Source organism: Actinomycetospora sp. NBRC 106378 (assembly GCF_030269685.1).
GTDB lineage: Bacteria > Actinomycetota > Actinomycetes > Mycobacteriales > Pseudonocardiaceae > Actinomycetospora.
The window spans coordinates 757,524-782,969 of record NZ_BSTT01000002.1 but is presented as its reverse complement, the minus strand read 5'-3'; the positions used below and the strand labels follow the sequence as shown (position 1 = coordinate 782,969).

The window sequence follows — 25,446 nt, the reverse complement described above, 5'->3', positions numbered from 1 at the left end:
ACCATGGTCAGACCGCGGCCAGCTCCTGCGCGTCGCGGGCCGCGAGGAGGGAGGCGTGCGTCGGCGCGTCCGGGACGTGGGCCGGCTTCAGGGCGGCGAACTCGCGGCGCAGCACCGGCACGACCTCCTCACCGAGCAGGTCCATCTGCTCCAGGACCGTCTTCAGCGGCAGGCCCGCGTGATCGATGAGGAACAGCTGGCGCTGGTAGTCACCGACGTAGTCGCGGAAGCCCAGGGTGCGGTCGATGACCTCCTGCGGCGAGCCCACGGTCAGCGGGGTCTGCGACGAGAAGTCCTCGAGCGAGGGTCCGCCGCCGTAGACCGGGGCCCGGTCGAAGTACGGGCGGAACTCGTCGACCGCGTCCTGCGAGTTCTTCCGCATGAACACCTGCCCGCCGAGCCCGACGATCGCCTGGTCGGCCGAGCCGTGGCCGTGGAACTCGAAGCGGCGGCGGTAGAACTCCACCATCTGCTTCGTGTGCGACGCGGGCCAGAAGATGTGGTTGTGGAAGAAGCCGTCGCCGTAGAAGGCGGCCTGCTCGGCGATCTCGGGCGAGCGGATCGAGCCGTGCCAGACGAACGGGGCGACGCCGTCGAGCGGGCGCGGGGTCGAGGTGAACCCGTGCAGCGGCGTGCGGAAGCGGCCCTCCCAGTCCACGACGTCCTCGGTCCAGAGCCGGCGCAGCAGGGCGTAGTTCTCCAGCGCGAGCGGGATGCCCTGGCGGATGTCCTGGCCGAACCAGGGGTAGACCGGTCCGGTGTTGCCGCGTCCCATCATGAGGTCGACGCGCCCCTCGGCGAGGTGCTGCAGCATCGCGTAGTCCTCGGCGATCTTGACCGGGTCGTTGGTCGTGATCAGCGTCGTGGACGTGGAGAGCACCAGCCGCTCGGTCTGCGCGGCGACGTAACCCAGCAGCGTGGTGGGCGAGGAGGGCACGAACGGCGGGTTGTGGTGCTCGCCGGTGGCGAAGACGTCGAGCCCGACCTCCTCGGCCTTCCGCGCGATCGTCACCATCGCGCGGATGCGCTCGGCCTCGGTCGGCTCGCGGCCCGTGGTCGGGTCGGGCGTCACGTCGCCGACGGTGAAGACCCCGAACTGCATGACGACCTCCTGAAGTTGAACTGTCAACTACTGTAGCCGCCCCAACCCCGACGGGTCCAGCGTTGTTCCCCTAGCGCGCCAGGCCCCGCAGCCGCAGGGCGAGGTGCAGCTCGAGGGTGCGCTCGGGCTCCTGCCAGTCCTCGCCCAGCACGGCGCGCACCCGCTCCAGGCGCTGCGTGACCGTGTTGACGTGCACGTGCAGGGCGCTCGCGGCGCGGGTCGGCGAGCGCCCGGCGGCGAACCAGGCCGCGAGGGTGCCGACGAGGTCGGTGCCCCGCCGACGGTCGTGTTCCAGGAGCGGGCCGAGGACGCTCTCCACGTACCCGCCGACGTCCGGGCTGCGCGAGAGCAGGAGGGCCGCGAAGCCCAGCTCGGCCACCGACCCGGCGCGCCCCTCCCGCCCGAGCGCCACGAGGGCCTCGGCGGCCCGCCGCGCGTCCGCCGCCGCCCCGGCCAGGCCGTCCGCGGGCAGCACCGGCTCCGACACCCCGACCGTCACCGCGGTCGACTCGTCCGACGCCGGACGGGCGAGGTCCTCGGCCAGCCGAGCACTCCCGTCGTCGGGAAGGAGCACGACGACGGCGTCGGGTCGTTCGGCGACGAGCCCGGTCCGTCCCGCCGCGTGGGCGGCGTCGACGGCGAGCCGCGCCCGTTGGTGCTCGGCGCAGCGGGCGACGAGCACCCGGTGCGGGCGGCGGATCTCGACGCCGAGCGCGCGGACCCGGTCACGCAGCGCCGCGCTGGGCGTCTCCCCGTCCAGCAGCTCGAGCAGCGCCTCCCCTCGATGGCGCTGCTCCGACTCCGACGCCTGCGCGCGGAAGAGCAGGACCAGTGCGCTCACCGTGGCCGCGCGCTCGACGATCCGCGACCGGGGCCCCCGCGAGGTCCCGCCCGGCGCGGGCGGCGCGACGATCAGGGTGGCGAGCTGCTGGTGGTCGGCCACGACGGTCACGGCCTCCGCCCCCTCGGCGGCGACGAGCCGACCCGGGTCGGCCGCGGCGGCCCGGACACAGGCGGCGGCGTCGAGATCGTCCGGCACCGGACCGGCGGCGGCGATCGGGGCGGCGGCGTCGTCGACGACCCGGACCCAGCCGTGCAGCAGGTCCGCGAGGGCGGCCGCGAGATCGGTGACGTCGCCGCCGCCGAGGACCAGGGCGGCGAACCGGTCGTGGGCGTCCGCGGCCCGCGCCAGGTCGGCGTGCGCCGCGCGGAGCCCGGCCAGGGCCGTCGCCGTCTCCGCGGCGGCCCGGGTCTGGGTGAGCGACACGGCCGCGAGGGCGGCGAGCGACCCGAGCAGGGCGACGTCGTCGGGGGTGAACGGCCGGGCGGAGCGGTTGGCCGCGAAGAGCACGCCGACGAACTCCTCCCCGACCAGCAGCGGGGTCCCGCAGATCGCGACGATGCCCTCCTCCCCCACCGCCGCGTCGATCTCGTCGGTGTGGCGGTACCGGGGGTCGGCCGGGTAGCGGGTGGTCCAGTGCGCGTGCCGCGACTGCGCCACGAGCCCGCCCAGGCCGGCCCCGACGGGCAGGCGCAGCGCCTGGAACGCCGCCGACACCGACCCCGCCGTCGCGCGCATGAAGGTGTCGCCGCGCTCGGCGTCGTACAGGGTCAGGTAGGCGACGTCGGTGCCGAGCAGGGCCCGGGCCCGGCGCACGATGGCATCGAGGACGAGGCCCGGGTCGGACTCCCCGGCGAGGTCCCGCGCGGTGTCGACGAGCGCCGCGAGCTCGGCCTCCCGCCGCCGGCCCGCCTCGATCGTCGAGCGCACCCGCAGCACGAGGGCGGCCGCTGCCGGGTCGGTGGCGGCGAGCTCCGCCGCGGCCCGCTCGAGGTCCGCGGCGGGGCCGTCGTCGGCGAGCAGCCGCAGGGCGTCCACGAGCACGGTGCATGGGAGCACTCCGGACGCCCGGCGCACCGGATCCCGTCCCGTCATCGCTCCACCCACTCGGCCGCGCGATCGGCATCGGCGACGACGGTCGCTCCCGCAGGCAGCGCGGGTCGGTCCACCAGCACGACGAGGACGCCCGCCTCCCGTGCCGCGACCAGCTTCGCCTCGGTGGCGCCGCCGGAGTCCTTCGCGACGATCGCGTCGATCCGGTGCGCCGCGAGCAGCGCGCGCTCGTCGTCCGGGTCGAACGGGCCGCGCGCCAGGATCAGGTGTGCGTGCGGCGGGAGCACCTCGGGCGGTTCGATCGCGCGGACGAGGCGGACGGTGTCGAGGTGCCCGAAGTGGTGCACGCCCTGGCGCCCGATCGCGAGGAACACGCGGGCCGCGTCCCCGAGCGCCGAGGCCGCCGCACCCGTCGTCGGGACGCGGACCCAGCGGTCGCCGGGCTGCTCGACCCAGCCGGGCCGGCGCAGCACCACCCACGGCGTGCCGGTGGCCGCGGCGGCCTGCGCGGCGTGGTCGGTCATGCGCGCGGCGAAGGGGTGGGTCGCGTCGACGAGCAGCTCGACGTGGTGCAGGGCGGCCGCGAGACCCTCGGCGCCGCCGAACCCGCCGGTTCGGATCTCCCCGGCCGGCAGGCGCGGGTCGCGGGTGCGTCCGGCCAGGGAGGTGGTGACGTGGTGTCCCCGGGCGGTCAGGGTGTCGGCCAGTGCCCGGGCCTCGGCGGTGCCGCCGAGGACGAGGACCCGCCGTCCTGAACGAGCGGCACTTTCGCGCACATAGATGCTGCGAGAGTGCCGTTCGCTCGGAAGGACGGGCTCGCTCACGGACGAACGCGCTGCGCCGAGTAGAGGTGCGACTCGCAGCCGTCCCGGGTCCCGACGACGGGTCCGACCACGATCACCGCGGTCCGCTTCACCCCGGCGGCCTCGACCTTCTCGGCGATGTCGGCGAGCGTGCCGCGCAGCACCAGCTCGTCGTCGCGGGAGGCCCGGGCGACGACGGCCACCGGCTCGTGGGGCGGGCGGTGCCGCAGCAGGGTCCCGACGACCTCCGCGCACCGCTGCACGGCGAGGTGCAGCACGAGCGTCCCGCCGGTGGCGGCCCAGACGTCGAGCGACTCGCCCTCGGGCATCGGGGTCGCGTTCGCCGCGTCGCGGGTGAGCACGACGGACTGCCCGACGCCGGGCACGGTGAGCTCCGTGCGCAGCGCCGCGGCCGCCGCGGCGAAGGCCGGGACGCCGGGCACGATCTCCCAGGCGATCCCGGCCTCGTCGAGCCGGCGGGTCTGCTCGGCGACCGCGGAGAACACGGCGGGATCACCCGAGCACAGGCGCGCGACATCGTGGCCCGCCGCGTCCGCGGCGACCAGCTCGGCGACGATCTCGTCGAGGGTGAGGCGCGCCGTGTCGACCTTGTGGGCGTGCGGCGGGCACTGCGCGAGCAGGTCCTCCGGCACGAGCGAACCGGCGTAGAGGCACACCGGGCTGGTCGCGATCGCGCGCAGGCCGCGGATGGTGATGAGGTCGGCGGCACCGGGGCCCGCGCCGACGAAGCGGACGGTCACGAGAGTCTCCAGGGAGGCGGGGTCGGCGGTGGGACGTCGCCGGCCGTGGCCGGACCGGCGTCGGTGGTCCCGACGTGCAGCACCCACTGCGTCACGGGCGCGAGGGCCTTCCAACCCAGGTAGCGGCCGACCGGGCGGCCCCGGGACACCGCGATCCGCCGCACCTCGCCGCCGTACTCGGCCCGCGCCGCCGCGAGGGCCACCTCGCCCTCCAGCGTCACCGCGTTCGCCACGAGCCGTCCGCCGGGGCGCAGTGCCCGGCGGCAGGCCTCGAGCATGCCGGGCACGGACACGCCGCCCCCGACGAAGACGGCGTCCGGCGTCTCCAGCCCGGACAGCACCTCGGGCGCGTGGCCCGGCACGACCCGCACCGCGGGCGCGCCCAGGGCCGCCGCGTTCTCGACGATGCGTGCGGCACGGTCCTCGCGGGACTCGACCGCGATCGCCCGCGCCGTCGGCTCGGCCCGGCACCACTCGATGCCGATCGAGCCCGCCCCGCCGCCGACGTCCCAGAGCAGCTGACCGGGCAGCGGGCGCAGGGCGGCCACCGAGAGCGCCCGCATCTCGGTCTTGGTGAGCTGGCCGTCGTGGGTGTACGCGTCGTCGGGGAGGCCGGGGGCCCGACCGAGCCACCCGTCGTCGGGAAGGGCGGGGCAGTCGACGGCGACGACGGCGAGCGGGTCGCCGTCGGGGGCGCTCCAGCTCGCGGCGACACCGTCGACCCGCGACTCGTGCTCGGCCCCGAGGGAACCGAGCACGCAGAGCCGTGCCTCTCCGTAACCGGCGCCGACGAGCAGCGCGGCGAGGCGGCCCGGCAGGGCGCCGGAGTCCGCGAGCACGAGCAGCCGGCGACGCGGCGCGAGCGCCGCCCGGACCGCCTCGAGCGGTCGCCCGACCGCGGAGACCACCACCGCGTCCTGCTCGGCCCACCCCAGGCGCGCGCAGGCGAGCGCGACCGACGACGGGTGCGGCACCACCGTGGCGTCCGGGCGCAGCCGCAGCACGCTGGTGCCGATCCCGAAGAACATCGGGTCGCCGCTGGCCAGGACGACGAGCTCCTCGCCGCCCAGCCGGTCGAGCAGGCTCGGCAGCGACGGCATCATCGGGGCCGGCCACTCCTCGCGGCGGGCGGTCACGGCCGCGGGCAGCAGGTCGAGCTGGCGCGGCGCCCCGAGGACGACGGCCGCCTTCTCACAGGCCGTGCGTGCGGGCGGGGCGAGTCCGGGCCACCCGTCGGCGCCGATGCCGACGACGGTGACGGTCACCGGTCGGCAGCGGGGTCTCGGTCCAGCACGGGCGCCACCCTAACGGCCGGGCCGCCCGCGGCGACCCGGTCGAGGGAGTGGCGTTCCTCCCGCCCGGCGACAGCAACGACGCGTTCCTGCCACGAGGGTGGCTCAGCCCTTCGCCGCCACCTCGTCGGCGTACTTCTGGGTCATGTGCTCGACGGCGGTCAGCTGGGTCGCCGCGTACTCGTCGCGCTTGAGGCCGGCCCGCTCCTTGGCCTGCTGGGTGGACTCGGCGTGCGACACCCCGCCCCTGGTCCGGCCCTGGAAGTGCGGCATGACGTGCTGGGCGAGGAGCTCCCAGGAACGCTTCGTCGCCTCCGGGTTGGCCCACTCGTGCCCGAGCAGCAGCATCGCGCCGAAGCCGCCGGACTGGTCGGCGAGGCGCTGCACCTGGGCGCGGGCGTCCTCCGCGGTGCCGATCGCCCCGATGCCGGCCTCGTTGATGAAGTCGATCATCTCCTTGACGTCGCCGCCCTCGACCGCCATCTGCGGGAAGGCCGCCGTCTTCTGGAAGTACCGGAACCACGACTCGATGCCGTACTCCACGTCGCGGTAGGCCTGCTCCTTGGTCTCCGCGATGTGCATGAGGCCGACGAGACGCCAGGAGTCGCGGTCGGGCTCGGGCTGCCCGTAGTGCTCCGCCCGCTCCTTCACGACGTTCCAGTGGTGGGCCAGGGCGTCGAACCCGTCCTGGGTCATCGTCGCGCCGATGTTGAGCAGGCCCACCCCGTGGCGGCCCGCCATGCGCGGTCCGGTCGGCGATGCCACCGCGGCGACGACGATGTCGAAGCACGGCTCCGTGTAGGGCCGGAGCTGGAGCCTGGCCTCCACGAGGTTGTGGGTCTTCGTCTGCGCGGTGACGGTCTCCCCCGCGAGCAGCCGCATGATGATGTCGAGGTTGACGTCGAGCAGCTCCCGCGTGTCGGTCGGGTTCAGCCCGATCATCGCGGAGTCGCTCGGGAGCGAACCCGGCCCGACGCCGAGCATCGTCCGACCGCGCGTGAGGTGGTCGAGCAGGACCATCCGGTCGGCCACCCAGAGCGGGTTGTGGTACGCCGCCGAGGTCACACCCGTACCCAGCTTGATGCGCTTCGTCCGCTCCGCCGCGGCCGCGATGAAGATCTCCGGCGAGGCGATGATCTCGCTGCCCGCGGAGTGGTGCTCGCCGATCCAGGCCTCGTCGACGCCGAGGCGGTCCAGGTGCTCGATGAGCTCCAGATCGCGCTGCAGCGCGAGCGTCGGGTTCTCCCCGGCGCGGTGGAACGGGGCGAGGAACGTGCCGAAACGCAGCCTGCTCACGAGCTCTCCTCCACGATGAGTGTCAGCCACGTCACGCTAGGTCGGTCCGAGCGCCGATGTCCATGGGGGTTTTCCCGACGCCGGGACGGTGCCGGTCGGGCCGGTTCTGCCGCCGAGGTGCACACCAGGCATGCGCGGGCCGCCCGGAACCTGCCCTCCGTGCATCTCGCGGTCGCGCGCCGAGCCCGGAGCGGGCCGGGCCGGGCCGGGTCGACGATGCGGCGTTCCTCCCGCTGGATGACAGCAACGACGCTTTCCTGCCACCGGGGGTGGGGGCGGATTCAGCCCACGTCGGCGATCCGGGCGTGGACGTGCGCGACCACGGTCGGCAGGTAGGCCACCGCGACCCGGCCCAGCGCGGCGCGCAGGTCGGCGCCGGGCCAGTCGGCGGGCAGCAGTTCGACCGGCAGGCCCGGGTCGCGCAGCAGGTCGACGTACACCGGCCCCGTGGCGTCGGACAGGCGCTTCAACGCCGCCGCCCCGTCGTCCGGCACCGGACGGTCCAGCACGTCCAGCAACCGCGCGTGGTGGGCGCGCAGGTCCGCCGCCACGTCGTCGAGCGCCCACGCCCGGCGGGCCATCGCGGCGGCCACGGTGGTCGACGATGTCCCGCCGCTCCCACCCGGCGCGAGCAGAGCGCCATCGCCGACCGAGCCGACCGAGCCGACCGAGCCGCCCCACCCGTCGTCGGGAACGAGACGCCCCAGCACCACCGACGCCTCCGGTGGGACGTCGGCCAGGACGTCGCGGAGCCCGGCGGAGCGGTCGACCGGGCTGATGAGCACGCCGGGCTGCCACGGGCCGTAGCCGACGAGGACGGCAGCCCGGCGGAACCGGTCGCGGTAGGGGCGGGCGGACTCCGGGACGTGGTGCAGCAGCGTGTGGAACGCGCCGTCCCAGCGCGGCGGGGTCCCGCGGTCGTCGCGCAGCCGCAGCACGGAGGCCCCGAAGGCGCCCGCGAGGTGGTGGTCGACCCGGCGTCCGCGTCGCGTGGTGGTCAGCTGGCCGGCCTCGCGCATGCGGGCGAGGGCGCGGCGGGCCGCGTCGGGACGGAGGCCGAGGTCACCGAGCAGGGCGACGAGCGCGGGGCCGGGCAGGACGGAGCGCCCCGCCGTGCCGAACAGGCCGGCGACCAGGGCGGCGGGGGTTCCCTGGCGGCGATCTCGGTGTACGTTCTCGTTCACGGTCGGGAGCGATGATGTCACATGACGGGGGCGACGCGATGCTGGCCAAGATCCTTCCCTGGGTGTCGATGGCGGTGCTCGACATCGCCGCCCCGATCGTGATCTACGACGTCGCCACCGACGCCGGGCTCGCCGACGTGCCCGCGCTGCTGCTCTCGGCGATCGGGCCGGCGCTCAGCACCCTGCTCTCGGTCGCCGTCCGACGCCGGGTCGACGAGTTCAGCCTGTTCATCCTGACGCTGCTCGCCGTCGGGGTGATCACGTCGCTGTTCTTCGACGACCCGCGGCTGCTGCTGCTCAAGGAGTCGGCCGTGACCGGGCTGGTCGGCCTCGTGTTCCTCGGCAGCCTCCTGGCGCCGCGGCCGGTGATGTTCCTGTTCGGGCGCCGGTTCGCGACGAACGGCGACCCGGCCCGGATCGCGTGGTGGAACGGGCTGTGGCAGTACCCGGGCTTCCGCCGCACCCAGCGCGGGCTGACCGTGATGTGGGGCCTCGGGCTGCTCGGCGAGGCCGTCGTGCGGATCGTCCTGACCTACCGCCTGCCGGTCCCGACGATGGTCGTGGTCAACGCCGTGGTCCCCGCCGTCGTGATCGGGCTGCTCGTCGTCGCGACCACCGTCTGGGGCGCTGCGTCGGCGCGGGCCGGCCGGGCCCGGGCGGCCGCGGCGGTCAGTGCCTGAACGACGTCCCCGACGCCGTCGCGAGGAGGCGCCCGCGGTCGTCGACGAGCTCGGCCCGCCCGACGCGCATGCGGCGGCCACCGTGCTCGACCACCACGCGGCACATCACCGGGTGGTCGCCGGGGCGGACCGGGCGCACGAAGCTGACCGCGAAGTCGTCGGGCATGACGTCGAGCGCGTGCGAGAGGCCGCGGGCGGCGAGCCCGGCGAGCGCGCCGCCCTGGACCACGCCGGCGGAGTTCCGCGTGGACGGGTCGGGATGGGCCACCAGGGTGGTGCCGTCGCGGGTGGGGTCCTCCCCGCGGTGCGGCATCAGCAGCCGCCAGCCCGACGGGCGCTTGGCCCACGTCGGTGCGGTCCGGCCGTACTGGTCGGCCAGCCCGTCGGTGAGGACGGCGTTGCGGCCCACGCAGCGGGCGACCGTGCGGCCCTCGCGGTCGGTGATGGTCGCCGAGCTCAGACCGACCCCGCGGCGGGCGTCGTCGAGGGCGCCGGTCGCGTAGAGGTCCTCCCCCGCGAGCGGCCGCCCGAGCAGTTGCACGGCCAGTCGCACGGTGACGATCCGGTCGCCGGCGCGCAGGGAGCTCGAGTAGGACACCCCGAGCACGAAGTCGGCGAGGACGAGGAGCGACTCGAGCAGCCCGTCGCCGATCGTCGTCGGCATCCGCGCCTCGCAGCATCCCCGCTCGACGCGGGTCAGCCGCGCGTGGGTCGCGGCGTGGATCGGCGCGAGCGGGGCCTCCTCCGCGACCAACCGGCGCAGGACGGCCAGCGGCGCCGGGTCGTCCGTCGCCTCACCGCCGGTCTCCACTCGGTCGCTCACGCGCCGATCATGCCCAATCGATCCGACGGGGCGACGGTCGGGCGGGGATATGCGACGTGTGTCCCCCGAACGGCCGCCTCAGGACACGGCGACCGTTACACCGGTCAGCTCCTCGCACGCCCGAACGAGGGCCTTCTGGACCTCGCGGTCGTGCGAGGCGGCCGTGGAGCCGACCGGGATGGGGTGCCCCCACGCCTCGACCGGGCCGTCGGGGCCGATGTACACCCCGCCGGGCAGGTCGGGGTCCGTCGCCGCGTACAGCTCCGGCAGGGCGCCCATCTCCGGACCCTGCGCGATCACCCGGTTGCCGAGCCCCATGATCGCGTCCTGGACCGACTCGGTCCGCGACTGCAGGTTGGTCGCGCTGTAACCGGGGTGCGCGGCCATCGACCGCAGCGGCGACCCGGCGGCGACGAAGCGGCGCTCGAGCTCGTAGGCGAACATCAGGTCGGCGAGCTTCGACTGGCCGTACGCCAGCCAGCGCTGGTAGCGGCGACGCTCCCAGTTGAGATCGTCCAGGCGGATCGAGCCCATGCGGTGGGCCAGGCTCGACATCGTGACGACGCGGTCGGTGAGCCGGTCGAGCAGCAGGCCGGTCAGCGCGACGTGGCCGAGGACGTTCGTCCCGAACTGCATCTCGAAACCGTCGACCGTGCGGCGGAACGGGACCGCCATCAGCCCGGCGTTGTTGACGAGCACGTCGACCGGCCCGTCGAGCCGCGCGGCGAACTTGCGCACCGATGCGAGGTCGGCGAGGTCGAGCTCCTCGACGGCGGTGGTGCCCGGCCCGCCGTCGGCGGCGATGCGGGCGGCGGCCTGCTCGCCCTTGTCGGTGTTGCGGCAGGCCAGCACCACGTGGGCGCCGTGCGCCACCAGCTCGGTGGCGGCGACGAGGCCGAGGCCGGAGTTCGCCCCGGTCACCACGAAGGTGCGGCCGGTCTGGTCGGGGATGTCGGCGGAGGTCCACGGGGCCATGGCCTCCTACTACCCGCCCGGCTCAGAGCAGACGCGCGATCCGGGAGTACACCTCCGCGTTCACGCACAACCCGATGTGGCTGCCCCGCACCGCCACGTTGTCGGCGCCGTCGACCACGCACGACTCTGGGCGCACGATGCCGTCCTCGACGGTGCGGATGCTGGTCAGCGGCACCGGCAGCGGCGCGCGCAGGTCGCGGCCGAAGGCGCAGGGGCAGTCGACGGTGAGGCACTGCGGTCGGGCGGGCCGCAGCAGGTTCTGGCCGAGCCGGGCCCCGCCGACGGCCGCGAGGGTGAGCACCGAGGCGTCGAACGGCGAGGACAACGGGCTGCCCAGCGTGATCACCCGCCGCACCCGGCCCGGCCGGCGGACGGCGACGGCGTGGGCCAGCAGCCCGCCGCGGCTGTGCCCGATGACCGTGACCGGCCGGCCCGCGCGCTCCGCCACGTCGGCGAGACGACGGTCCAGGCGGCGCACGGCGGCCTCGGAGCAGTCCACGTTCCAGGCGATCCCCGACCGGTAGGCGCGGTAGCCGCAGCGCCGCAGCCACGCCCGCAGCACCGCCAGGGACGCGTCCCCGGCGAGGAACCCGGGGACGGTGAGCACCGGGTCGCCGTCGCCCGGTCGGACGTCCTTCCCCCGGTGCACCCCCGACGCCAGGAGCGCCAGGAGCTCGAGCTGGAACCGGGACTCCCCGAGGAGGTTCCCGCGGAAGGGCGGGACGAGCGGAGTCGGAGCGGAGCGGACCGCGACCGTCGGGTCCGGGCTCACCACGTCCGTCGCCACGTCCGTCGCCACGTCCCGGCACGCTACCCGGCGCCCCCGCTCCCCGTGGGATACTCCGACCGTGCATCTCACCGGGGATCCGGACGCGATCGGCGTCGACGGCGACCACCGTGTCTGTGCCGCCGTGGAGGCGCTGCCGGACGCGGCCACGATGCACGGCTGGGTGTCCCGCTTCGCACTGCTGGCCGACCCGACACGGCTGACGCTGCTGCTCTGCATCCACGAGGTCGGCGAGATCTGCGTGTCCGACCTCGCGCTCGCCGCCGGGCTGAAGGACTCCACCACCAGCCAGGCCCTGCGGCTGCTGCGCGCGCAGAACCTGGTCAGCGCGCACCGCGACGGCCGCGTGGTGCGCTACCGCCTCGCCGACGCCGTCGTGAAGGACCTGCTGGACCGCATCCACGACGCCGGGTCGGTCGAGCCGTTCGCCCCGCTCACCCCATCAGGGTCGACAGGATCTCCGCGAGGCGCCGCGTCTCGATGAGGAACGCGTCGTGCCCGTAGGGCGACTCGATGCGCTCCACCGGGCCCGCGCCCGGGATCAGCTCGGCCAGCTCCTCCTGCTGCGAGAGCGGGTAGAGCCGGTCGGTGGTCGAACCGGCCACGACGGTGCGCGCGGTGACGCGCGCGAGGGCCTGCGCCATCGTGCCGCGACCGCGGGAGACGTCGTGGGCGTTCATGGCCGCCGTCAGGGTCACGTAGGACCCGGCGTCGAACCGGTGCACGAGCTTCTCGGCGTGGTGGTCGAGGTAGGACTCGACCGCGAACCGTCCCGGTGACGCGGCGTCGTAGGGGTCCTCCCCCGGCTGCGGCCGCCGCCCGAAGCGGGTGTCGAGCTCCTCGGCGGTCCGGTACGTCGCGTGCGCGATGCGCCGGGCGACCCCGAGGCCGATGTGCGGCCCGAGACCCCGGCCGCGGTCGTGGTAGTCCCCGCCGCACCAGTTCGGGTCCTCGCGGATGGCCGCGAGCTGCGGTGCGGCCCACGCGATCTGGTCCGCCGACGCGGCGGCGCACGTCGCGAGCAGCAGCAGCCGCTCCACGCGGTCGGGGTGGGTCACCGCCCACTCGACCGCCCGCATCCCGCCCATGGAGCCGCCGAGGACGGCCGCCCACGAGCCGATCCCGAGCTGGTCGGCGAGCCGGACCTCGAGGGCGACCTGGTCGCGCACGGTGGTGCGCGGGAACCGTGAGCCCCAGGCCCGGCCGTCCGGTGCCGCCGACGCCGGCCCGGTGGTGCCCTGGCACCCGCCGAGGACGTTGGGCGCGACGACGTACCAGCGGTCGGTGTCGATCGGCAGGCCCGGGCCGATGATCCCGGCCCACCAGCCCGGCGTCGGGTGCCCGAGCCCCGCCGGCCCGACGACGTGGGAGTCGCCGGTCAGCGCGTGCAGCACGAGGATCGCGTTCGAGCCGTCGAAGCGGCCCCACGACTCGTAGGCGACGGTGGCGTCGGGCAGGGCCGACCCGCTCTCGAGCGGGAGCGGGTCGGGCAGCGTCACGAACCGGCGCCCGCCGACCGGGTCCCCCTCCCGCCACGCACCCGTGGCGGGAGGGAGGACCGGCACCGAGCCGTCGTCGGGAAGCGGCCCCGGCGAGCCGGCCGGGACACCGCCGGGGAGGAGCACCGGAGACGCAGCGGGGCGGAGCTCGACCTGGGAGTCCGTCACGCAGTCTTCGACTTCGCCGCGGTGAAGCCTGCCTCGAGGTCGGCCTTGAGGTCCTCGACGTTCTCGATCCCGACGGCGAGGCGCACCAGGCCGGGGGTCACGCCGCTGGCCTCCTGCTCGTTCTCCGAGAGCTGGCTGTGCGTGGTCGACGCCGGGTGGGCGATGAGCGAGCGCACGTCGCCGATGTTGACCAGCTGCGAGTGCAGACTGGTCCCGTCGACGAACGCGCGGCCGGCCTCGACGCCGCCGCGCAGCTCGAAGGAGACGATCGCACCGACGCCCTTGGGCAGGTACTTCCTCCCTGCCTCGTACCAGGGGCTCGACGGCAGGCCCGCGTAGTAGACCTTCTCCACCTCGTCGCGCGCCTCGAGCCACTCCGCGAGCGCCTGGGCGTTCTGGACGTGGCGCTCCAGGCGCAGCGAGAGCGTCTCGATCCCCTGGATGATGAGGAAGGAGTTGAACGGGGCGATCGCCGCGCCGGTGTCGCGCAGCAGCTGCACGCGCAGCTTGGCGGCGTAGGCGCCCGGGCCGAGGGCCTCCCAGAACTTCAGGCCGTGGTAGCTCGGGTCGGGCTCGGTGAAGCCCGGGAAGCGGTCGCCGTGGGCGCCGAAGTCGAAGGTGCCGCCATCGACGACGATGCCCGCGACCGTGGTGCCGTGACCGCCGAGGTACTTGGTGGCGGAGTGGATGACGACGTCGGCGCCGTGCTCGATCGGGCGGAGCAGGTAGGGCGTGGGCACCGTGTTGTCCACGAGCAGCGGCACGCCGATCTCGTGGGCGACACCGGAGACGCCGGCGATGTCGAGGACGTTCGAGCCCGGGTTGGCGATCGTCTCGGCGAAGAACAGCTTGGTGTTCGGCCGCACGGCGTTGCGCCACTGCTCGAGGTCGTCCTGGTCCTCGACGAACGTGACCTCGATGCCCAGCTTGGGCAGCGTGTAGTGGAACAGGTTGTACGTGCCGCCGTAGAGGCTCGGGCTCGACACGAAGTGGTCGCCCGAGTTCGCGATGTTGAGGATCGCGGCGGTGGTGGCGGCCGACCCGGAGGCGAACGCCAGCGCGGCCACGCCGCCCTCGAGCGCGGCGACGCGCTGCTCGAACACGTCCTGCGTCGGGTTCATGATCCGCGTGTAGATGTTGCCCGGCTCGGCCAGCGAGAACAGGTCGGCGCCGTGCTGGGTGTCGCGGAAGACGTAGGACGTCGTCTGGTAGATCGGCGTGGCGCGGGCACCCGTGGCGGTGTCGGGCGCGGCGCCGGAGTGGATCTGCTTGGTCTCGAAGGACCAGTTCGCCCCGGGGGCGTCGGGCGTGCTCATGCTGGAGGTCTCCTGGAGTGCGTGGCTCGGGCCGGTGGAATCGGACAGCGTCTCAGCGTCGACAGAACTCGTCGAACGCGTCGAGGCGGCGACTCGGCCAGAACTCGTCACGCACTTGCTCGAGCACGGCGGTGTGGAGCACGTCCGACACCTTAGAGGTCGTACGCGGGCCTGCCACCGATCACCGGTGTGACGCGACCCGTCACGCCCGGCCCGCGTCCGGCCTCCGGGTCGGCGTCGCCCGCTCCGGTGACCCGGACCGCGAGGACGACGACGTCGTCGCCGGCCCCCCGGCCGAACTCGGCCAGGACCGCGTCCACGAGGGCGTCCGGGTCCGACGCGGCGTGGCCGGACAGGAACCGGCACAGCTCCCCGGTGCGCTCGTCGAGATCGACACCGCGGCGCTCCACCAGGCCGTCGGTGTAGAGGACCACCGTGCTCCCGGCGGGCAGCGCGACCTCGAGGTCCTCGCGTGGCTCGAGGACCCCGCGCGGCAGCCCGAACAGGCGTCCGTGGCCCTCGAGCAGCGCGGTTCTCCCGTCCGCGTCGACCAGCACCGGGGGCGGGTGCCCGGCGTTCACCCACGTCATCGACCACGGTCCGCGCTCGCCGCGGCGCTCCAGGCGGGCCAGCACGGCGGTGCCGGCCGCGTCGAGACCGAGGCCGGTGTTCGCGGTCTCGAAGGCGTGCACGACGGCGGACGGCGGCTCGCCGGCGCGGTCCCAGGCGGTCTGGCGCAGCATCGAGCGCACCTTCCCCATGTCGATCGCCGCGCCCAGCTCGTGCCCGATGATGTCGCCGACCGACACCGTCACCACCGCGTCCCCGGGGTGGCCGCCGTCGGGGAGGGGGAACGCGTCGTACCAGTCCCCGCCCACGTACTCCCGACCGTCCGCCGGTTGGTAGCGCGCCGCCAGCTCCAGTCCCGGCACCTCGGGCAGCGTGGTCAGCATCGCCTGCTGCATCTCCCGGGCCACCGTCACCCGGTGCTGCACCCAGTCGACGTGGTCGAACGCCCGGGCCGTGTAGGCCGCGACGGTGTTCACCAGCAGCAGGTCCGCCGGGGAGAACTCGCGGGGCCCGCTCCACCCGAGCATCAGGGCGCCCAGGACGCCGCGTGGGTCGGGCACCGGCGCCGCCACCACCGCCTGCAGGTCGAACGCGCGCGCCGCGGCCGAGAACTGCTCGTCGCACTCGTCGCGGGTCGCGCAGAACACGATCCGCTGCTCGCGCACCGCCCGCCACGGAGGAGCCTGCTCGTCGACCTCGAGCGCCGACCAGGCCCGGTTCGTGTCGGTCCCCTCGGTGCCGGGCGCCACGAGCAGACGCAGGTCGTCGCCGTCGACGGCGAACAGGGCCACGTGGTCGGCGCCGAGGACACCGCCGGCCACGTCCGCCAGCCCGGCGCGGACCTGCTCGGTCGACGTGCTGTCGCCCACCGACCGGGACACCTCGAGCAGCAGCTGGGACCGCTCGAACGACTCCCGCAACGAGAGCTCCAGCCGGTCCCGGCGGGCCCGGTCGGTCTCGGCGTCGACGCGCGCCAGGCGGAGCCGCAGCTCGGTCGAACACGCCGTCGCGAGGTCGCGCAGCAGCTCGATCTCCGCCGGCGCCCACGCGCGCGGCTCGTGGTCGATCGCCGCCAACGCCCCGAGCACGTGCCCGGACCCGTCGGTCAACGGCATCCCCGCGTACGCCACCACCCCGAGCTCCGGGACCGCCAGGTTCGTCGCCAGGACCGGGTCCGTGCGGGCGTCGCCGACGATCAACGGTCCGCCGTTCGCCACCACGTGCTGGCAGAACGAGTGCGACAACCCGGTCCGACGCGCCTCGCCGAACGGCCCCTCGAGTCCGACCGCACCGGGGAAGACCTGCTCGTCGGCGCGGATCAGGGACACCAACGCCACCGGGACCCCCACCCAGCGCTGCACCCGCTCGGCGAACCACTGCATGGTCGCGTCGGCGCGGGGGCCCAGGCCCGACCGCTGCAGGGCGGTCAACCGCTCGGGGTCGGTGACACCACCGCACGCGACGGCGGCCGCTGCCGTCTCCTCCGCCACGTCTCCACCTCCGCGGTCCTCACCTCGGCACCGCATCGAGGTCCCGGTCGACCCACGGATTCTACGGCCGACCCCGCCACCGCCGCGCCCGAACCGCGTCATCCGGACGGCGTCAGGAACAGCACCGATCGCCGGAGCCGATCTCGCAGCAGGAGCACGCCCCGGCGGCGACGGGCGGCGACGTCGGGGCGCAGCACCCCTCACCGCGCCAGGCGCTCCGGGCCTCCTTGAGCGCGATCACCGCGATGACCAGCCCCGCCACCGGGTCGGCCCACCACCAGCCGAGCGTGCTGTTCAGCACCAACCCGACCAGCACCACCGCCGAGAGATAGGTGCACAGCAGCGTCTGCCGGGAGTCCGCCACGGCCGAGGCCGACCCGAGCTCGCGACCCACGCGGCGCTGCGCCCACGACAACCACGGCATCACCACGAGCGACGCCGCCGCCAGCCCGATCCCCACCGGCGAGTGTGCGGGCTCGGCGAGGCCGACCAGGGCCCGCACCGACTCCACCGACACGTAGATCGCCAGCGCCACGAAGGAGCCCGTGATCAGCCGGAGCGCCACCCTCTCCCGTGCCGCGGGATCCCGGCCGGCGAACTGCCAGGCCACCACGGCGGCCGAGGACACCTCGATCACCGAGTCCAGCCCGAAGCCGACCAGGGCGGTCGACGACGACACCGTCCCCGCGGCCAACGCGATCGCGGCCTCGATCACGTTGTAGGTGATGGTCACGGCGACCAGCACCCGGACCCGGCGCGTCAGGACCTCCCGTCGCGCGTCCGACGGCGCCGTGACCGCGGCGCCCGGGTGCGCGCTCACGACCCGGCCCCGGTCACGTCGAGCGCCCCGCCGTCCGCCATGCGCCGACCGTACGGCGGCGCGGCGCGCAGCAGCACCCCTGCCGCGCCCGGCCCGGGCGCGCGCGGGTGCTCAGCCTCCGGCGGTACTCGGGACGGCGCCGCACTCCGCCGTGATCTGGGCGCTCGCCCGGGCCGCGGTGACGAAGTCCTCGGCGAGGGACGAGTGCCGGGCCGCGGCGATCGCGAGGGCGACCTGGCTGGGCGGGAGCTCCGGGATGGCCACGTAGCCGATGTCCGGGCGGGAGTGGAAGGTCGTCTCCGAGCGGGCCACGAACGAGATGCCCCGACCGGCGGCGACGTGCTCGAGCTTCTCCTCCACCCCGCGCGCCCGGAACCCCGCGTCCGGGAGGGAGCGCCGGGTCGGCGGGGCACCGTCGTGCCAGACCAGCGTCTCCCCGGCGAGGTCGGCCTCGGCGACCTCCTCCTTGCCGGCCAGGCGGTGCGCCGCCGGCAGCGCCACCATCCACGGGTCGGTGTAGAGCGGGACGACCCGCAGGCCGGTCTCGTCGACCGGGAGGCGCACGTAGCCGACGTCGACCCGGCCGTCGAGCAGCATCGCGGCCTGGTCGTCGGCCTCGGTCCGCTGCACCTCCACCACGGCGTCGGGGTGGCGGGCCGCGAACGCCCGTTCCGCGGGGATGACCGGGATGCCGGTCCGGAAGCCGACGACGAGCCGCCTCCCGCCGCGCGCGGCCGCCTGGACGTGCCGCCGGACCGCGGCCGCCGAGGCGAGCAGCGGACCGGCGTCGGTGTGCAGCCGGCGGCCGGCGTCGGTCAGCGCCACCCCGTGCCGGTCGCGGACGAACAGCGGGGCGCCGAGGTCGTGCTCCAGGGCGCTGATCTGGCGGCTGAGCGCGGGCTGTGCGATGTGCAGGTCGTCCGCGGCCCGGCCGAAGTGCAGCCGGTCGGCGACCGCGACGAAGTAGCGCAGTTTCCGCAGGTCGAGGTCCACGGCGCCTCCCGGGGCGGTGATACCTCGACGCTATCACCGCGGCCGGAAACGGTCTTGGACGTCGGCGGCGGGGCGGGCGGAGGGTCGAGGACGTCAGCGACACCGTCCGGCACTCGAGAACAGGCACCTCTCATGGCCACCATCACGATCATCGGCACCGGGAACATGGCCCGCACCCTCGGCGCCCTGGCCCTCACCGGCGGCAACGCCGTGGAGGTCATGGGGCGCGACCAGGGCAAGGCGGACGCCCTGGCGAACACGCTGGGCGACGGCGCGACGACCGGCACGTGGGGAGCGGTCCCCGCCGGTGACATCGTCGTCACCGCCCTGCTGGCCGACAGCGTCGTCCCGGTCGTCGCCGAGTACGGCGACGCCCTCGCGGGCAAGGTCGTCGTCGACATCAGCAACCCCTTCAACGCCACCTTCGACGGGCTCGCCCACGACACCGAGACCTCCGTCGCACGGGAGGCCGCCGCCGTGGCCCCGGCGGACACGGCCGTGGTCAAGGCGTTCAACACGATCTTCGCGGGGGTGCTGGAGAAGGGTCGGCCGGCGGTCTTCCTCGCCGGGGACGACGCGGAGGCCAAGGCACGGGTCGCGGCCTTCGTCGAGAGCCTCGGGTTGCGACCGCTCGACGTCGGCGGCCTCGCGATGGCGCACTGGCTGGAGGGGATGGGCCTGGTGACCGTGGCGCTCGCCAACCACGGGATGACCCACTGGGACTTCGCCCTCGGCGTCGACGAGTTCACGCGCTGAGGTGGCCGCCGGCCGGGTAGACCGGGCCCATGGCGGCGACGAGGGAATGGCTCGATGCGCAGTACGACGCGCGGGCGCTGGTGGACGACGCGGACGCGATCATCGCGGACTGGGCGGCCCGTAGCGACGCGCTGCGGCGGGAGCACCCGCCGCTGACGATCCGCTACGGCGACGACCCGCGGCAGGCCGCCGACGTCTACTCCCCCGCCCCGGGCGGCGGCACCTCGCCGCTCGTCGTGTTCGTCCACGGCGGCTACTGGCAGGCGCTCGACAAGGAGACCTTCGGGTTCCTCGCCGAGCCCTTCCTGACGGCTGGTGCCGTCTTCGCCTCGCTCGACTACCGGCTGGTGCCGGACGTGGCGATCGACGACGTGGTCGCCGACGTGCGCGCCGGGATCGCCGAGCTCGCCCGGCGAGCTCCCGATCTCGGCGCGTCCGGCACCGCGATCGGTCTCGTCGGGCACTCCGCGGGCGGGCACCTCGTGACGACGGCGATGGCGACCGACTGGGCGGCGCACGACCTCCCGGCCGACACCGTCGGACCCGTCGTCGGGATCAGCGGGCTCTACGACCTCGACCCGATCCGGCGCTCCTACCTCAACGACGTGCTGGCGATGAGCGAGTCGACCGCGCACGGCGCGAGCCCCGTGCACATGACCCCGACCGGGCCGGGGCCGCTGCTCCTGACCTGCGGCGGCGACGAGCCCGGCGAGTTCGACCGCCAGCAGCGGCTGCTCGTCGACGCGTGGCCGGGGGTGCCCACCGACGTGCTGGCGCAGGAGGGCGGCACCCACTTCGACGCCTGCGACCGGCTCGTGCAGCCGGGCCCGCTGCGGGACGTGGCGGTGCCGCTGCTCGTGCGGCGCTGATCGGGGCTGCGGTCAGTCGCCGGGCGCGAGGGAGCCCGCCGGCAGGCCGAGGGCGGCGACGACACGCTCCATGGCGCCGCCGACGGCGAGCAGGTCCCCGCCGAGCGGATCGACGACGAGGCGCCGCACCTCGGCCACGTGCGCCGGGGCGGCCGCCTCCAGGTGCGCGCGGCCCGCGTCGGTGAGGGTGGCGACGGTGAACCGGCGGCCCTGCCCCGTGCACACCGTCCGCGTCACCCAACCCCGCGCCTCGAGTCGGGCCACCGCGTGCGACGTGCGTGGGAGCGACCCGTTGGCCATCTCGGCGATGTCGCTCATCTGCTTCGTGCCGCCCTCGGAGAGCGAGAGCCGGGCCAGGATCATGTAGCCGAACAGCGTCAGGTCCGCGTCGCGCAGCAGCTGGCTCTCCAGCGCGCCCGGCAGCGTCATGAGCGTCTTGCACAGCGCGATCCAGGCCGGGCGCTCCTCGTCGGTGAGCCAGCGCGGTTCGTCCTCCACGAGCGTTGACTTTAACAGGCAACCCGGCTCATGCTCTGAGTTGCACACGCAACCCGAGGAGCGCCCGTCATGACGACCGCCGTCCGCACCACCTCCATCCCCGCCCGGCTCGGCGTCGCCGTCGTCGTCGCGGCGCTGGTCAACCTGCTGCTCGCCACCGTCGCGGGTGCGCTCGACGACGGCGGGATCGGGATGGGGCTGCAGCCCGCGGTGTTCCTGCCGGCAACCGTCGTCGGCGTGCTGCTCGGCACCGCGGGATGGTTCGCCGTACGCCGGGTCGCCCCGCGGGCGCTGCCGGTCGTCATCCCGGTCGTCGTGGCCCTGACCTGGATCCCGGACCTCCTGCTGTTCGGCCAGGGCGCGACCGTCGCCAACGTGGTCGGCCTGATGGCGATGCACGCGGTGGTGGCGTCCGCGGTGGTCGTCGCGCTGCGCCCCACCGTTCAGTGATCACCTGATCACCACCCGCCCACGGCCTCCCAGGTGCGACGGCGGGCGTCCGGGTCGTCGAGGTCGGTCTCGATGAGCAGCTCCGTCGCCCCGGCGTCGACGTACCGGCGCAGCCCCGCGAGCACGGTGCGCTCGTCGCCCACGAGCGCGAGGTCGCCGGCCCGCTCGACGCCCTCCTCGTCGAGGATGCGGCGGTACGCCGGGACGGTCTCGTAGAAGGCGAGGCGTTCGCGGGCCGCGGCGCGGGCCTCGTCGGGCCGGTCGGTGACGGTCACGGGCACGATCGCGAGCACGGCCGGGTCACCCCGCCCCGCCGTCCGGGCGGCGTCGGTGACGGTCGGGACGATGCGGTCGGTGAGCACCCGCGGGCCGGCCAGCCGCGGCAGGATGCCGTCCGCCAGCGCCCCGCTGACCCGCAGCGCCCGCGGGCCCATCGCGGCGACGAGGACGGGCGGGGCCTTCGCGCCGGCCACCAGGGCGGGGGTCGGGGTCGCGGCGGTGATGAGATCACCGCGGTGGTCGGTGGTGCCGGTGGCCAGGAGCGGCCCGAGCGCCGTGAGGAACTCCGCCAGGCGCGCGGCCGGACGCTCGTGCGGGACACCGAAGGCCCGCTCCGTCCAGGCGGCCGTGCCCATCGCCAGGCCCAGCCGGAACCGGTTGCCGGTGGCCGCCGCCGCGGTCAACGCCTGGGAGCCGACGAGCACCGGGTGGCGACCGAACACCGGCACCGCGCTCACCCCGACCTCGATCTCCGGGACCTCCCGCCCGACCAGCCCCGCCAGGGCGATCGCGTCCGTGCCGAAGCGCTGGCCGAACCACACCGAGCCGATGCCCACCCCGGCCGCCTCCCGGGCCTCGGCCACGGCCTCGTCGACCACGTCCACCCGTCCCCGGTCCGCCCCGAGGGTCACTCCGATCCGCATGCCCCGACCCTGACGACGGGGTCGGGCCCGGGTCGACCCGATGCCTGCGCCGTCGCCGCCCGATACCTCTCGGGTATGACGGGGACGTGGAGCTGCGACACCTGAGGTATGCGCTGGCACTCGAGGAGCACCGGCACTTCGGGCGGGCCGCCCGCGCGCTCGGCATCGCCCAACCCCCGCTCTCGCGCCAGATCGCGGCGCTGGAGGACCAGCTCGGGGTCCGGCTGTTCGACCGGACCGCGCACGGCGCCGTCCCGACCGCGGCGGGCACCGTGCTCGTCTCCCACGCCCGGCAGGTCCTGGGTCAGGTCGACCGGGGCACGGACGACGTCCGTCGGGCGGCCCGCGGCGAGTCGGGGACGCTGCGGCTGGCCTTCATCGGGTCGGCGCTCGTCGCGCTGCTGCCCTCGCTGCTCGCGCGGTTCCGGGCGACCCACCCCGGGGTGTCGCTGGAGTGCACGGAGCTCTCCAGCACCCAGGGGGCAGCCGCCCTGCTCTCCGGCGCGGCGGACGTGGCCATCACCCGCGGCTCGCCGCGCGGCCCCGGCGCCGAGCGTCTGACCTCGGTCGCGGTGAAGAGCGACCAGCTCGTCGCCGTGGTCCACCGCGCCCACCCCTTCGCCACGACGGGCGCGGTCGACCACGGCCAGCTGCGCCGCGCCCCGCTCATCGCCACCTCGGACGACGACGAGCCCGCCACCACCGCAGCGTTGGCGGACCTGCTGCACGACCGCGATCCGACCGCACCGGTGACCCGCGCCCGCGACGTCCACACGATCGTCGGTCTCGCGGCGTGCGGGCTGGGCGTGGGCCTGCTGCCGTCCGGGGCGCGCGCGGCGGTGCGTCCCGAGACGACCACGGTGGAGGTCCGCCCGCCGGTTCCGCTCCCGGATCTGTGCCTCGTGTTCCGCACCGACGACGCCTCGCCGCCGCTCGCCGCCTTCCTCGCCACGACCGCCGAGCACTGCGACGGGGTGGGCCGCCGCCTCGAGCGTGCGGTCGACTCACACCAGGGGCTTGCCGATCCGGCAAGGTCGCTTGCCGTTCACGCGCCTCCGGCCGCACCGTCGCCCCGATGACCACCACCGGATCCGAGCTCGGGACGATCACCGCCCTGCTCGACGACCACCGCGAGCGCCTCGTCGCCACGCTCGACGGGCTGACCGAGGAGGAGGGTCCCGACGACGGGCTCGACCGCGGCCGGACCGTCCGGGGCATCCATCTGCAGGTGCTGCGCGAGCTCGCCCAGCACCAGGGGCACGCGGACATCCTGCGCGAGCAGGTCCTCGCGGCGCGTCCGACGACCTAGGGTCGGCCGGGTGAGCGCCCCGCCCCGCAGCGTCCGCACCTTCTGCCGCATCTGCGAGGTGCACTGCGGCCTGGTCGTGGACGTGGTCGACGAGCAGGTGGTCAAGGTGCGCCCCGACCGCGAGCACCCGGTGTCGCAGGGCTACTGCTGCGTCAAGGGCCTCGGGCTCGGCGCCCTGCACCACGACGAGGACCGGGTCGACACCCCGCTCAAGCGCGTGGACGGCGAGCTGGTGCCGATCGGCTGGGACCAGGCGCTGGCCGAGATCGGCGCGCGCGTGCGGGGGCTGGTCGACCACCACGGAGCGCGGTCGGTCGCGCTCTACCAGGGCAACCCGACCTTCTTCTCCTTCGCGCACACCACCATGTCGGCGGCGTTCGTCGAGGCGCTCGGTTCCCCCAACGTGTTCGCCTCGCACTCGGTGGACGTCAACACCAAGTTCCACGTCTCGACCGAGATGTACGGGCTCTCCCTGGTCCACCCGGTGCCCGACCTCTCCCACGTCGAGATGTTCGTCTGTCTCGGGACCAATCCGCTGGTCAGCCAGATGTCGGTCATCACCGTCGCCGACGCCGCGGGCGTGCTGCAGCGCATCTCCGAGCGCGGCGGCCGCGTGGTGATCGTCGACCCGCGCCGCACGGAGACCGCCCGACGCGTCGGCGAGCACCTGCCGATCCGTCCGGGCACCGACGCCTACCTGCTCGCCGCGATGCTGCACGTCCTGGCCCACGAGGACGACCTCGACCTCGCGCGCGCCCGTCGGGTCGCCCGTGGGGTCGACGAGTTCGTCGCGGCCGCCGCGCCGTGGACGCCCGAGCGCGCCGCAGCCGTCACCGGGATCCCCGCCGCGACGATCCGGGAGCTGGCCCGGGCCTACGCGGCCGCCGACGGTGCGGCCCTGTACTGCTCGACCGGGGTCAACATGGGGCCCTTCGGCTCGATCGCCTACTGGCTGATCCAGGGCCTGAACCTGCTCACCGGCAACCTCGATCGGCGCGGCGGGCTGCTGGTCCCCCGCGGCGCCGTCGACACCGTGCGGCTCGCCGGCCTGATCGGACTCGGCCGGTTCGACGAGCACCGCACCACCGACGGCCGCTGGCACCGGGTCGCCGGCGCCTTCCCGGTCGGCGCCCTCGCCGGGGAGATCACCACCGACCACCCGGACCGGGTGCGGGCGCTGTTCGTGACGGCGGGCAACCCCGTGCACTCGGTGCCGGGCGGCGAGCTGCGCGACGCGCTGCCGCAGCTCGACCTGCTCGTCAGCGTCGACCTCTACCGCAACGAGACGGCCGCCCACGCCGACTACGTGCTCCCGGCCACCGACATGCTCGAACGCAGCGACTTCCCCGCCTCGCACCAGTCGCTGCAGGTCGTGCCGCACGCGCAGTGGACCCCGCCCGTCGTCGCGCCGCTCGGCGAGCGCCGCACCGAGTGGCGGATCTTCTCCGACCTCGCCCTCGCGGCCGGGGTCCGGCCCTGGGGCACGACGGCGGCGCACGTCCTGCCCTGGCTGGACCGCCTCCTCGCCCGCCTCCCCGGTCGGCTGCGCGGTCGGCTGCGTGTCGGCCCGGACCAGGTCGTCGCACTGCTCCTGCGCTGGGGTCGCCGGACGACGCTCGCTGAGCTCCGGCGGCACCCCGAGGGCGTGCTGCTCCCGGCGACCGAGCCGGGCTCCTTCCTCGGACGACGGGTGGCCACCCCCGACGGCCTGGTCGACCTCGCGCCTGCCGACCTGCTCGCCGACCTCGCCCGCCTGGAGGCCGCGGAGGCCGACCTCGCCCGCCCCGGCGTGCTGCGGCTCGTCGGGCGCCGCGACCGCCGCTCGCACAACTCGTGGATGCACAACAACAGCCACATCCGTCAGCCCGACGGCAACAGCGCGCTGCTCCATCCCGACGACGGGGCGGCGCGGGGCCTCGACGACGGCGACCTCGTCGAGGTGTCGAGCCCGACCGGACGGATCACCCTCCCGGTCTCGCTCACCACCGACGTCGCGCCCGGCGTGGTCGTCGTGCCGCACGGCTGGGGCCACGCCGCCACGGGTCCGCGGCGGGCCCGGGCCCTGCCGGGCGTCAACGTCAACGACGTGATCCCGGGCGGGCCCGCGCACCTCGACCCGGTCAGCGGTCAGGCCGTGATGCTCGCCCACGAGGTCACCGTGGAACGGGCCTCGCCATCACCGGCGTGA

At 75.0% G+C, this 25,446-nt stretch carries 25 protein-coding genes; 8 read left to right on the top strand and 17 right to left on the bottom strand.

Going from position 1 to position 25,446, the window contains the following annotated elements; all coding sequences use genetic code 11:
• Window positions 1–7: 7 nt before the first annotated feature.
• The 7 genes from QSK00_RS08085 to QSK00_RS08055 all read right to left on the bottom strand — a co-directional run bounded on the left by QSK00_RS08085 (window position 8) and on the right by QSK00_RS08055 (window position 8,332).
• On the bottom strand, window positions 8–1,102 hold the full coding sequence (locus tag QSK00_RS08085) for an LLM class flavin-dependent oxidoreductase (RefSeq protein ID WP_285589360.1): 1,095 nt from the start codon (window positions 1,100–1,102) through the stop codon (window positions 8–10).
• Between the two features lie 70 nt (window positions 1,103–1,172).
• A complete protein-coding gene (locus QSK00_RS08080) occupies window positions 1,173–2,981 on the bottom strand; it encodes a helix-turn-helix domain-containing protein (RefSeq protein WP_285589358.1) in 1,809 nt (602 codons plus the stop codon).
• A 53-nt stretch (window positions 2,982–3,034) separates the two neighbouring features.
• A complete protein-coding gene (locus tag QSK00_RS08075) occupies window positions 3,035–3,772 on the bottom strand; it encodes a cobalt-precorrin-6A reductase (RefSeq protein ID WP_285589357.1) in 738 nt (245 codons plus the stop codon).
• 44 nt (window positions 3,773–3,816) lie between these two features.
• Window positions 3,817–4,560: a precorrin-4 C(11)-methyltransferase gene (gene cobM / locus QSK00_RS08070; RefSeq protein ID WP_285589355.1), complete on the bottom strand. Its 744-nt coding sequence runs from the start codon at window positions 4,558–4,560 to the stop codon at window positions 3,817–3,819.
• Window positions 4,557–5,825, bottom strand: a complete 1,269-nt coding sequence (cbiE, locus tag QSK00_RS08065; protein WP_285589353.1) for a precorrin-6y C5,15-methyltransferase (decarboxylating) subunit CbiE — start codon at window positions 5,823–5,825, stop codon at window positions 4,557–4,559. The genes cobM and cbiE overlap by 4 nt, the downstream gene beginning before the upstream one ends.
• A 132-nt stretch (window positions 5,826–5,957) precedes the next feature.
• Window positions 5,958–7,148: an LLM class flavin-dependent oxidoreductase gene (locus QSK00_RS08060; RefSeq protein WP_285589351.1), complete on the bottom strand. Its 1,191-nt coding sequence runs from the start codon at window positions 7,146–7,148 to the stop codon at window positions 5,958–5,960.
• A gap of 281 nt (window positions 7,149–7,429) precedes the next feature.
• Window positions 7,430–8,332, bottom strand: a complete 903-nt coding sequence (locus QSK00_RS08055; protein WP_285589349.1) for a PaaX family transcriptional regulator C-terminal domain-containing protein — start codon at window positions 8,330–8,332, stop codon at window positions 7,430–7,432.
• 11 nt (window positions 8,333–8,343) lie between these two features.
• On the opposite strand from QSK00_RS08055, the gene QSK00_RS08050 reads away from it, so the two are divergent.
• Window positions 8,344–9,012 carry a VC0807 family protein gene (locus QSK00_RS08050; protein ID WP_285589348.1) on the top strand — a complete coding sequence of 223 codons (669 nt, stop codon included), beginning with the start codon at window positions 8,344–8,346 and terminating at the stop codon, window positions 9,010–9,012.
• Here QSK00_RS08050 and QSK00_RS08045 read toward each other — a convergent pair.
• The 3 genes from QSK00_RS08045 to QSK00_RS08035 all read right to left on the bottom strand — a co-directional run bounded on the left by QSK00_RS08045 (window position 9,002) and on the right by QSK00_RS08035 (window position 11,609).
• Window positions 9,002–9,835 carry a PaaI family thioesterase gene (locus QSK00_RS08045; RefSeq protein WP_285589346.1) on the bottom strand — a complete coding sequence of 278 codons (834 nt, stop codon included), beginning with the start codon at window positions 9,833–9,835 and terminating at the stop codon, window positions 9,002–9,004. The two genes, QSK00_RS08050 and QSK00_RS08045, sit on opposite strands and share 11 nt — an antisense overlap.
• Before the next feature lie 78 nt (window positions 9,836–9,913).
• Entirely contained in the window at window positions 9,914–10,810 is an 897-nt protein-coding gene (locus QSK00_RS08040) for an oxidoreductase (RefSeq protein ID WP_285589344.1), read from the bottom strand.
• 22 nt (window positions 10,811–10,832) lie between these two features.
• On the bottom strand, window positions 10,833–11,609 hold the full coding sequence (locus QSK00_RS08035) for an esterase/lipase family protein (protein ID WP_285589343.1): 777 nt from the start codon (window positions 11,607–11,609) through the stop codon (window positions 10,833–10,835).
• A 49-nt stretch (window positions 11,610–11,658) separates the two neighbouring features.
• Between QSK00_RS08035 and QSK00_RS08030 the strand changes: the two genes are divergently transcribed.
• A complete protein-coding gene (locus tag QSK00_RS08030) occupies window positions 11,659–12,081 on the top strand; it encodes an ArsR/SmtB family transcription factor (protein WP_352231102.1) in 423 nt (140 codons plus the stop codon).
• On the opposite strand, the gene metX is transcribed toward QSK00_RS08030, so the two are convergent.
• The 5 genes from metX to QSK00_RS08005 all read right to left on the bottom strand — a co-directional run bounded on the left by metX (window position 12,032) and on the right by QSK00_RS08005 (window position 18,453).
• Complete coding sequence (gene metX, locus QSK00_RS08025; RefSeq protein ID WP_285589524.1) at window positions 12,032–13,162, bottom strand: homoserine O-acetyltransferase MetX; 1,131 nt, start codon at window positions 13,160–13,162, stop codon at window positions 12,032–12,034. The two genes, QSK00_RS08030 and metX, sit on opposite strands and share 50 nt — an antisense overlap.
• A gap of 98 nt (window positions 13,163–13,260) precedes the next feature.
• Entirely contained in the window at window positions 13,261–14,580 is a 1,320-nt protein-coding gene (locus tag QSK00_RS08020) for a bifunctional o-acetylhomoserine/o-acetylserine sulfhydrylase (protein WP_285589341.1), read from the bottom strand.
• 152 nt (window positions 14,581–14,732) lie between these two features.
• Window positions 14,733–16,640: a GAF domain-containing SpoIIE family protein phosphatase gene (locus QSK00_RS08015; RefSeq protein ID WP_285589339.1), complete on the bottom strand. Its 1,908-nt coding sequence runs from the start codon at window positions 16,638–16,640 to the stop codon at window positions 14,733–14,735.
• 112 nt (window positions 16,641–16,752) lie between these two features.
• Entirely contained in the window at window positions 16,753–17,460 is a 708-nt protein-coding gene (locus QSK00_RS08010) for a cation diffusion facilitator family transporter (RefSeq protein WP_285589336.1), read from the bottom strand.
• A 111-nt stretch (window positions 17,461–17,571) separates the two neighbouring features.
• The gene (locus tag QSK00_RS08005; RefSeq protein ID WP_285589334.1) at window positions 17,572–18,453 is read right to left on the bottom strand and encodes a LysR family transcriptional regulator; all 882 of its coding nucleotides are present in this window, start codon (window positions 18,451–18,453) and stop codon (window positions 17,572–17,574) included.
• Between the two features lie 132 nt (window positions 18,454–18,585).
• Between QSK00_RS08005 and QSK00_RS08000 the strand changes: the two genes are divergently transcribed.
• Complete coding sequence (locus QSK00_RS08000; RefSeq protein WP_285589332.1) at window positions 18,586–19,209, top strand: NADPH-dependent F420 reductase; 624 nt, start codon at window positions 18,586–18,588, stop codon at window positions 19,207–19,209.
• Window positions 19,210–19,238: 29 nt separating this feature from the next.
• Complete coding sequence (locus QSK00_RS07995) at window positions 19,239–20,078, top strand: alpha/beta hydrolase (protein ID WP_285589330.1); 840 nt, start codon at window positions 19,239–19,241, stop codon at window positions 20,076–20,078.
• 12 nt (window positions 20,079–20,090) lie between these two features.
• On the opposite strand, the gene QSK00_RS07990 is transcribed toward QSK00_RS07995, so the two are convergent.
• The gene (locus QSK00_RS07990) at window positions 20,091–20,576 is read right to left on the bottom strand and encodes a MarR family winged helix-turn-helix transcriptional regulator (RefSeq protein WP_285589328.1); all 486 of its coding nucleotides are present in this window, start codon (window positions 20,574–20,576) and stop codon (window positions 20,091–20,093) included.
• Window positions 20,577–20,645: 69 nt separating this feature from the next.
• Here QSK00_RS07990 and QSK00_RS07985 point away from each other — a divergent pair, with 69 nt between their 5' ends.
• Window positions 20,646–21,026 (top strand): DUF6069 family protein, encoded by a 381-nt coding sequence (locus tag QSK00_RS07985; RefSeq protein ID WP_285589322.1) that lies wholly within the window; start codon window positions 20,646–20,648, stop codon window positions 21,024–21,026.
• Between the two features lie 8 nt (window positions 21,027–21,034).
• Here the strand turns inward: QSK00_RS07985 and QSK00_RS07980 are convergent, their stop codons facing one another.
• The gene (locus tag QSK00_RS07980) at window positions 21,035–21,949 is read right to left on the bottom strand and encodes a TIGR03564 family F420-dependent LLM class oxidoreductase (protein WP_285589319.1); all 915 of its coding nucleotides are present in this window, start codon (window positions 21,947–21,949) and stop codon (window positions 21,035–21,037) included.
• Window positions 21,950–22,035: 86 nt separating this feature from the next.
• Here QSK00_RS07980 and QSK00_RS07975 point away from each other — a divergent pair, with 86 nt between their 5' ends.
• Genes QSK00_RS07975 through QSK00_RS07965 form a run of 3 tightly spaced genes read left to right on the top strand, consistent with a single transcriptional unit; the run spans window position 22,036 to window position 25,446 of the window.
• The gene (locus QSK00_RS07975) at window positions 22,036–23,028 is read left to right on the top strand and encodes a LysR family transcriptional regulator (RefSeq protein WP_285589315.1); all 993 of its coding nucleotides are present in this window, start codon (window positions 22,036–22,038) and stop codon (window positions 23,026–23,028) included.
• Window positions 23,025–23,258: a mycothiol transferase gene (locus QSK00_RS07970; protein WP_285589312.1), complete on the top strand. Its 234-nt coding sequence runs from the start codon at window positions 23,025–23,027 to the stop codon at window positions 23,256–23,258. Before QSK00_RS07975 ends, QSK00_RS07970 begins: the two co-directional genes overlap by 4 nt.
• Before the next feature lie 10 nt (window positions 23,259–23,268).
• The gene (locus QSK00_RS07965) at window positions 23,269–25,446 is read left to right on the top strand and encodes a molybdopterin-containing oxidoreductase family protein (protein ID WP_285589310.1); all 2,178 of its coding nucleotides are present in this window, start codon (window positions 23,269–23,271) and stop codon (window positions 25,444–25,446) included.

Coding starts and splice junctions, on each gene's coding strand:
- QSK00_RS07985 (WP_285589322.1), top strand. CDS start 20,646: ATGACGACCGCCGTCCGCACCACCTCCATCCCCGCCCGGCTCGGCGTC.
- QSK00_RS08020 (WP_285589341.1), bottom strand. CDS start 14,580: ATGAGCACGCCCGACGCCCCCGGGGCGAACTGGTCCTTCGAGACCAAG.
- QSK00_RS08000 (WP_285589332.1), top strand. CDS start 18,586: ATGGCCACCATCACGATCATCGGCACCGGGAACATGGCCCGCACCCTC.
- QSK00_RS07980 (WP_285589319.1), bottom strand. CDS start 21,949: ATGCGGATCGGAGTGACCCTCGGGGCGGACCGGGGACGGGTGGACGTG.
- QSK00_RS07995 (WP_285589330.1), top strand. CDS start 19,239: ATGGCGGCGACGAGGGAATGGCTCGATGCGCAGTACGACGCGCGGGCG.
- QSK00_RS08050 (WP_285589348.1), top strand. CDS start 8,344: ATGATGTCACATGACGGGGGCGACGCGATGCTGGCCAAGATCCTTCCC.
- QSK00_RS07970 (WP_285589312.1), top strand. CDS start 23,025: ATGACCACCACCGGATCCGAGCTCGGGACGATCACCGCCCTGCTCGAC.
- QSK00_RS08085 (WP_285589360.1), bottom strand. CDS start 1,102: ATGCAGTTCGGGGTCTTCACCGTCGGCGACGTGACGCCCGACCCGACC.
- QSK00_RS08040 (WP_285589344.1), bottom strand. CDS start 10,810: ATGGCCCCGTGGACCTCCGCCGACATCCCCGACCAGACCGGCCGCACC.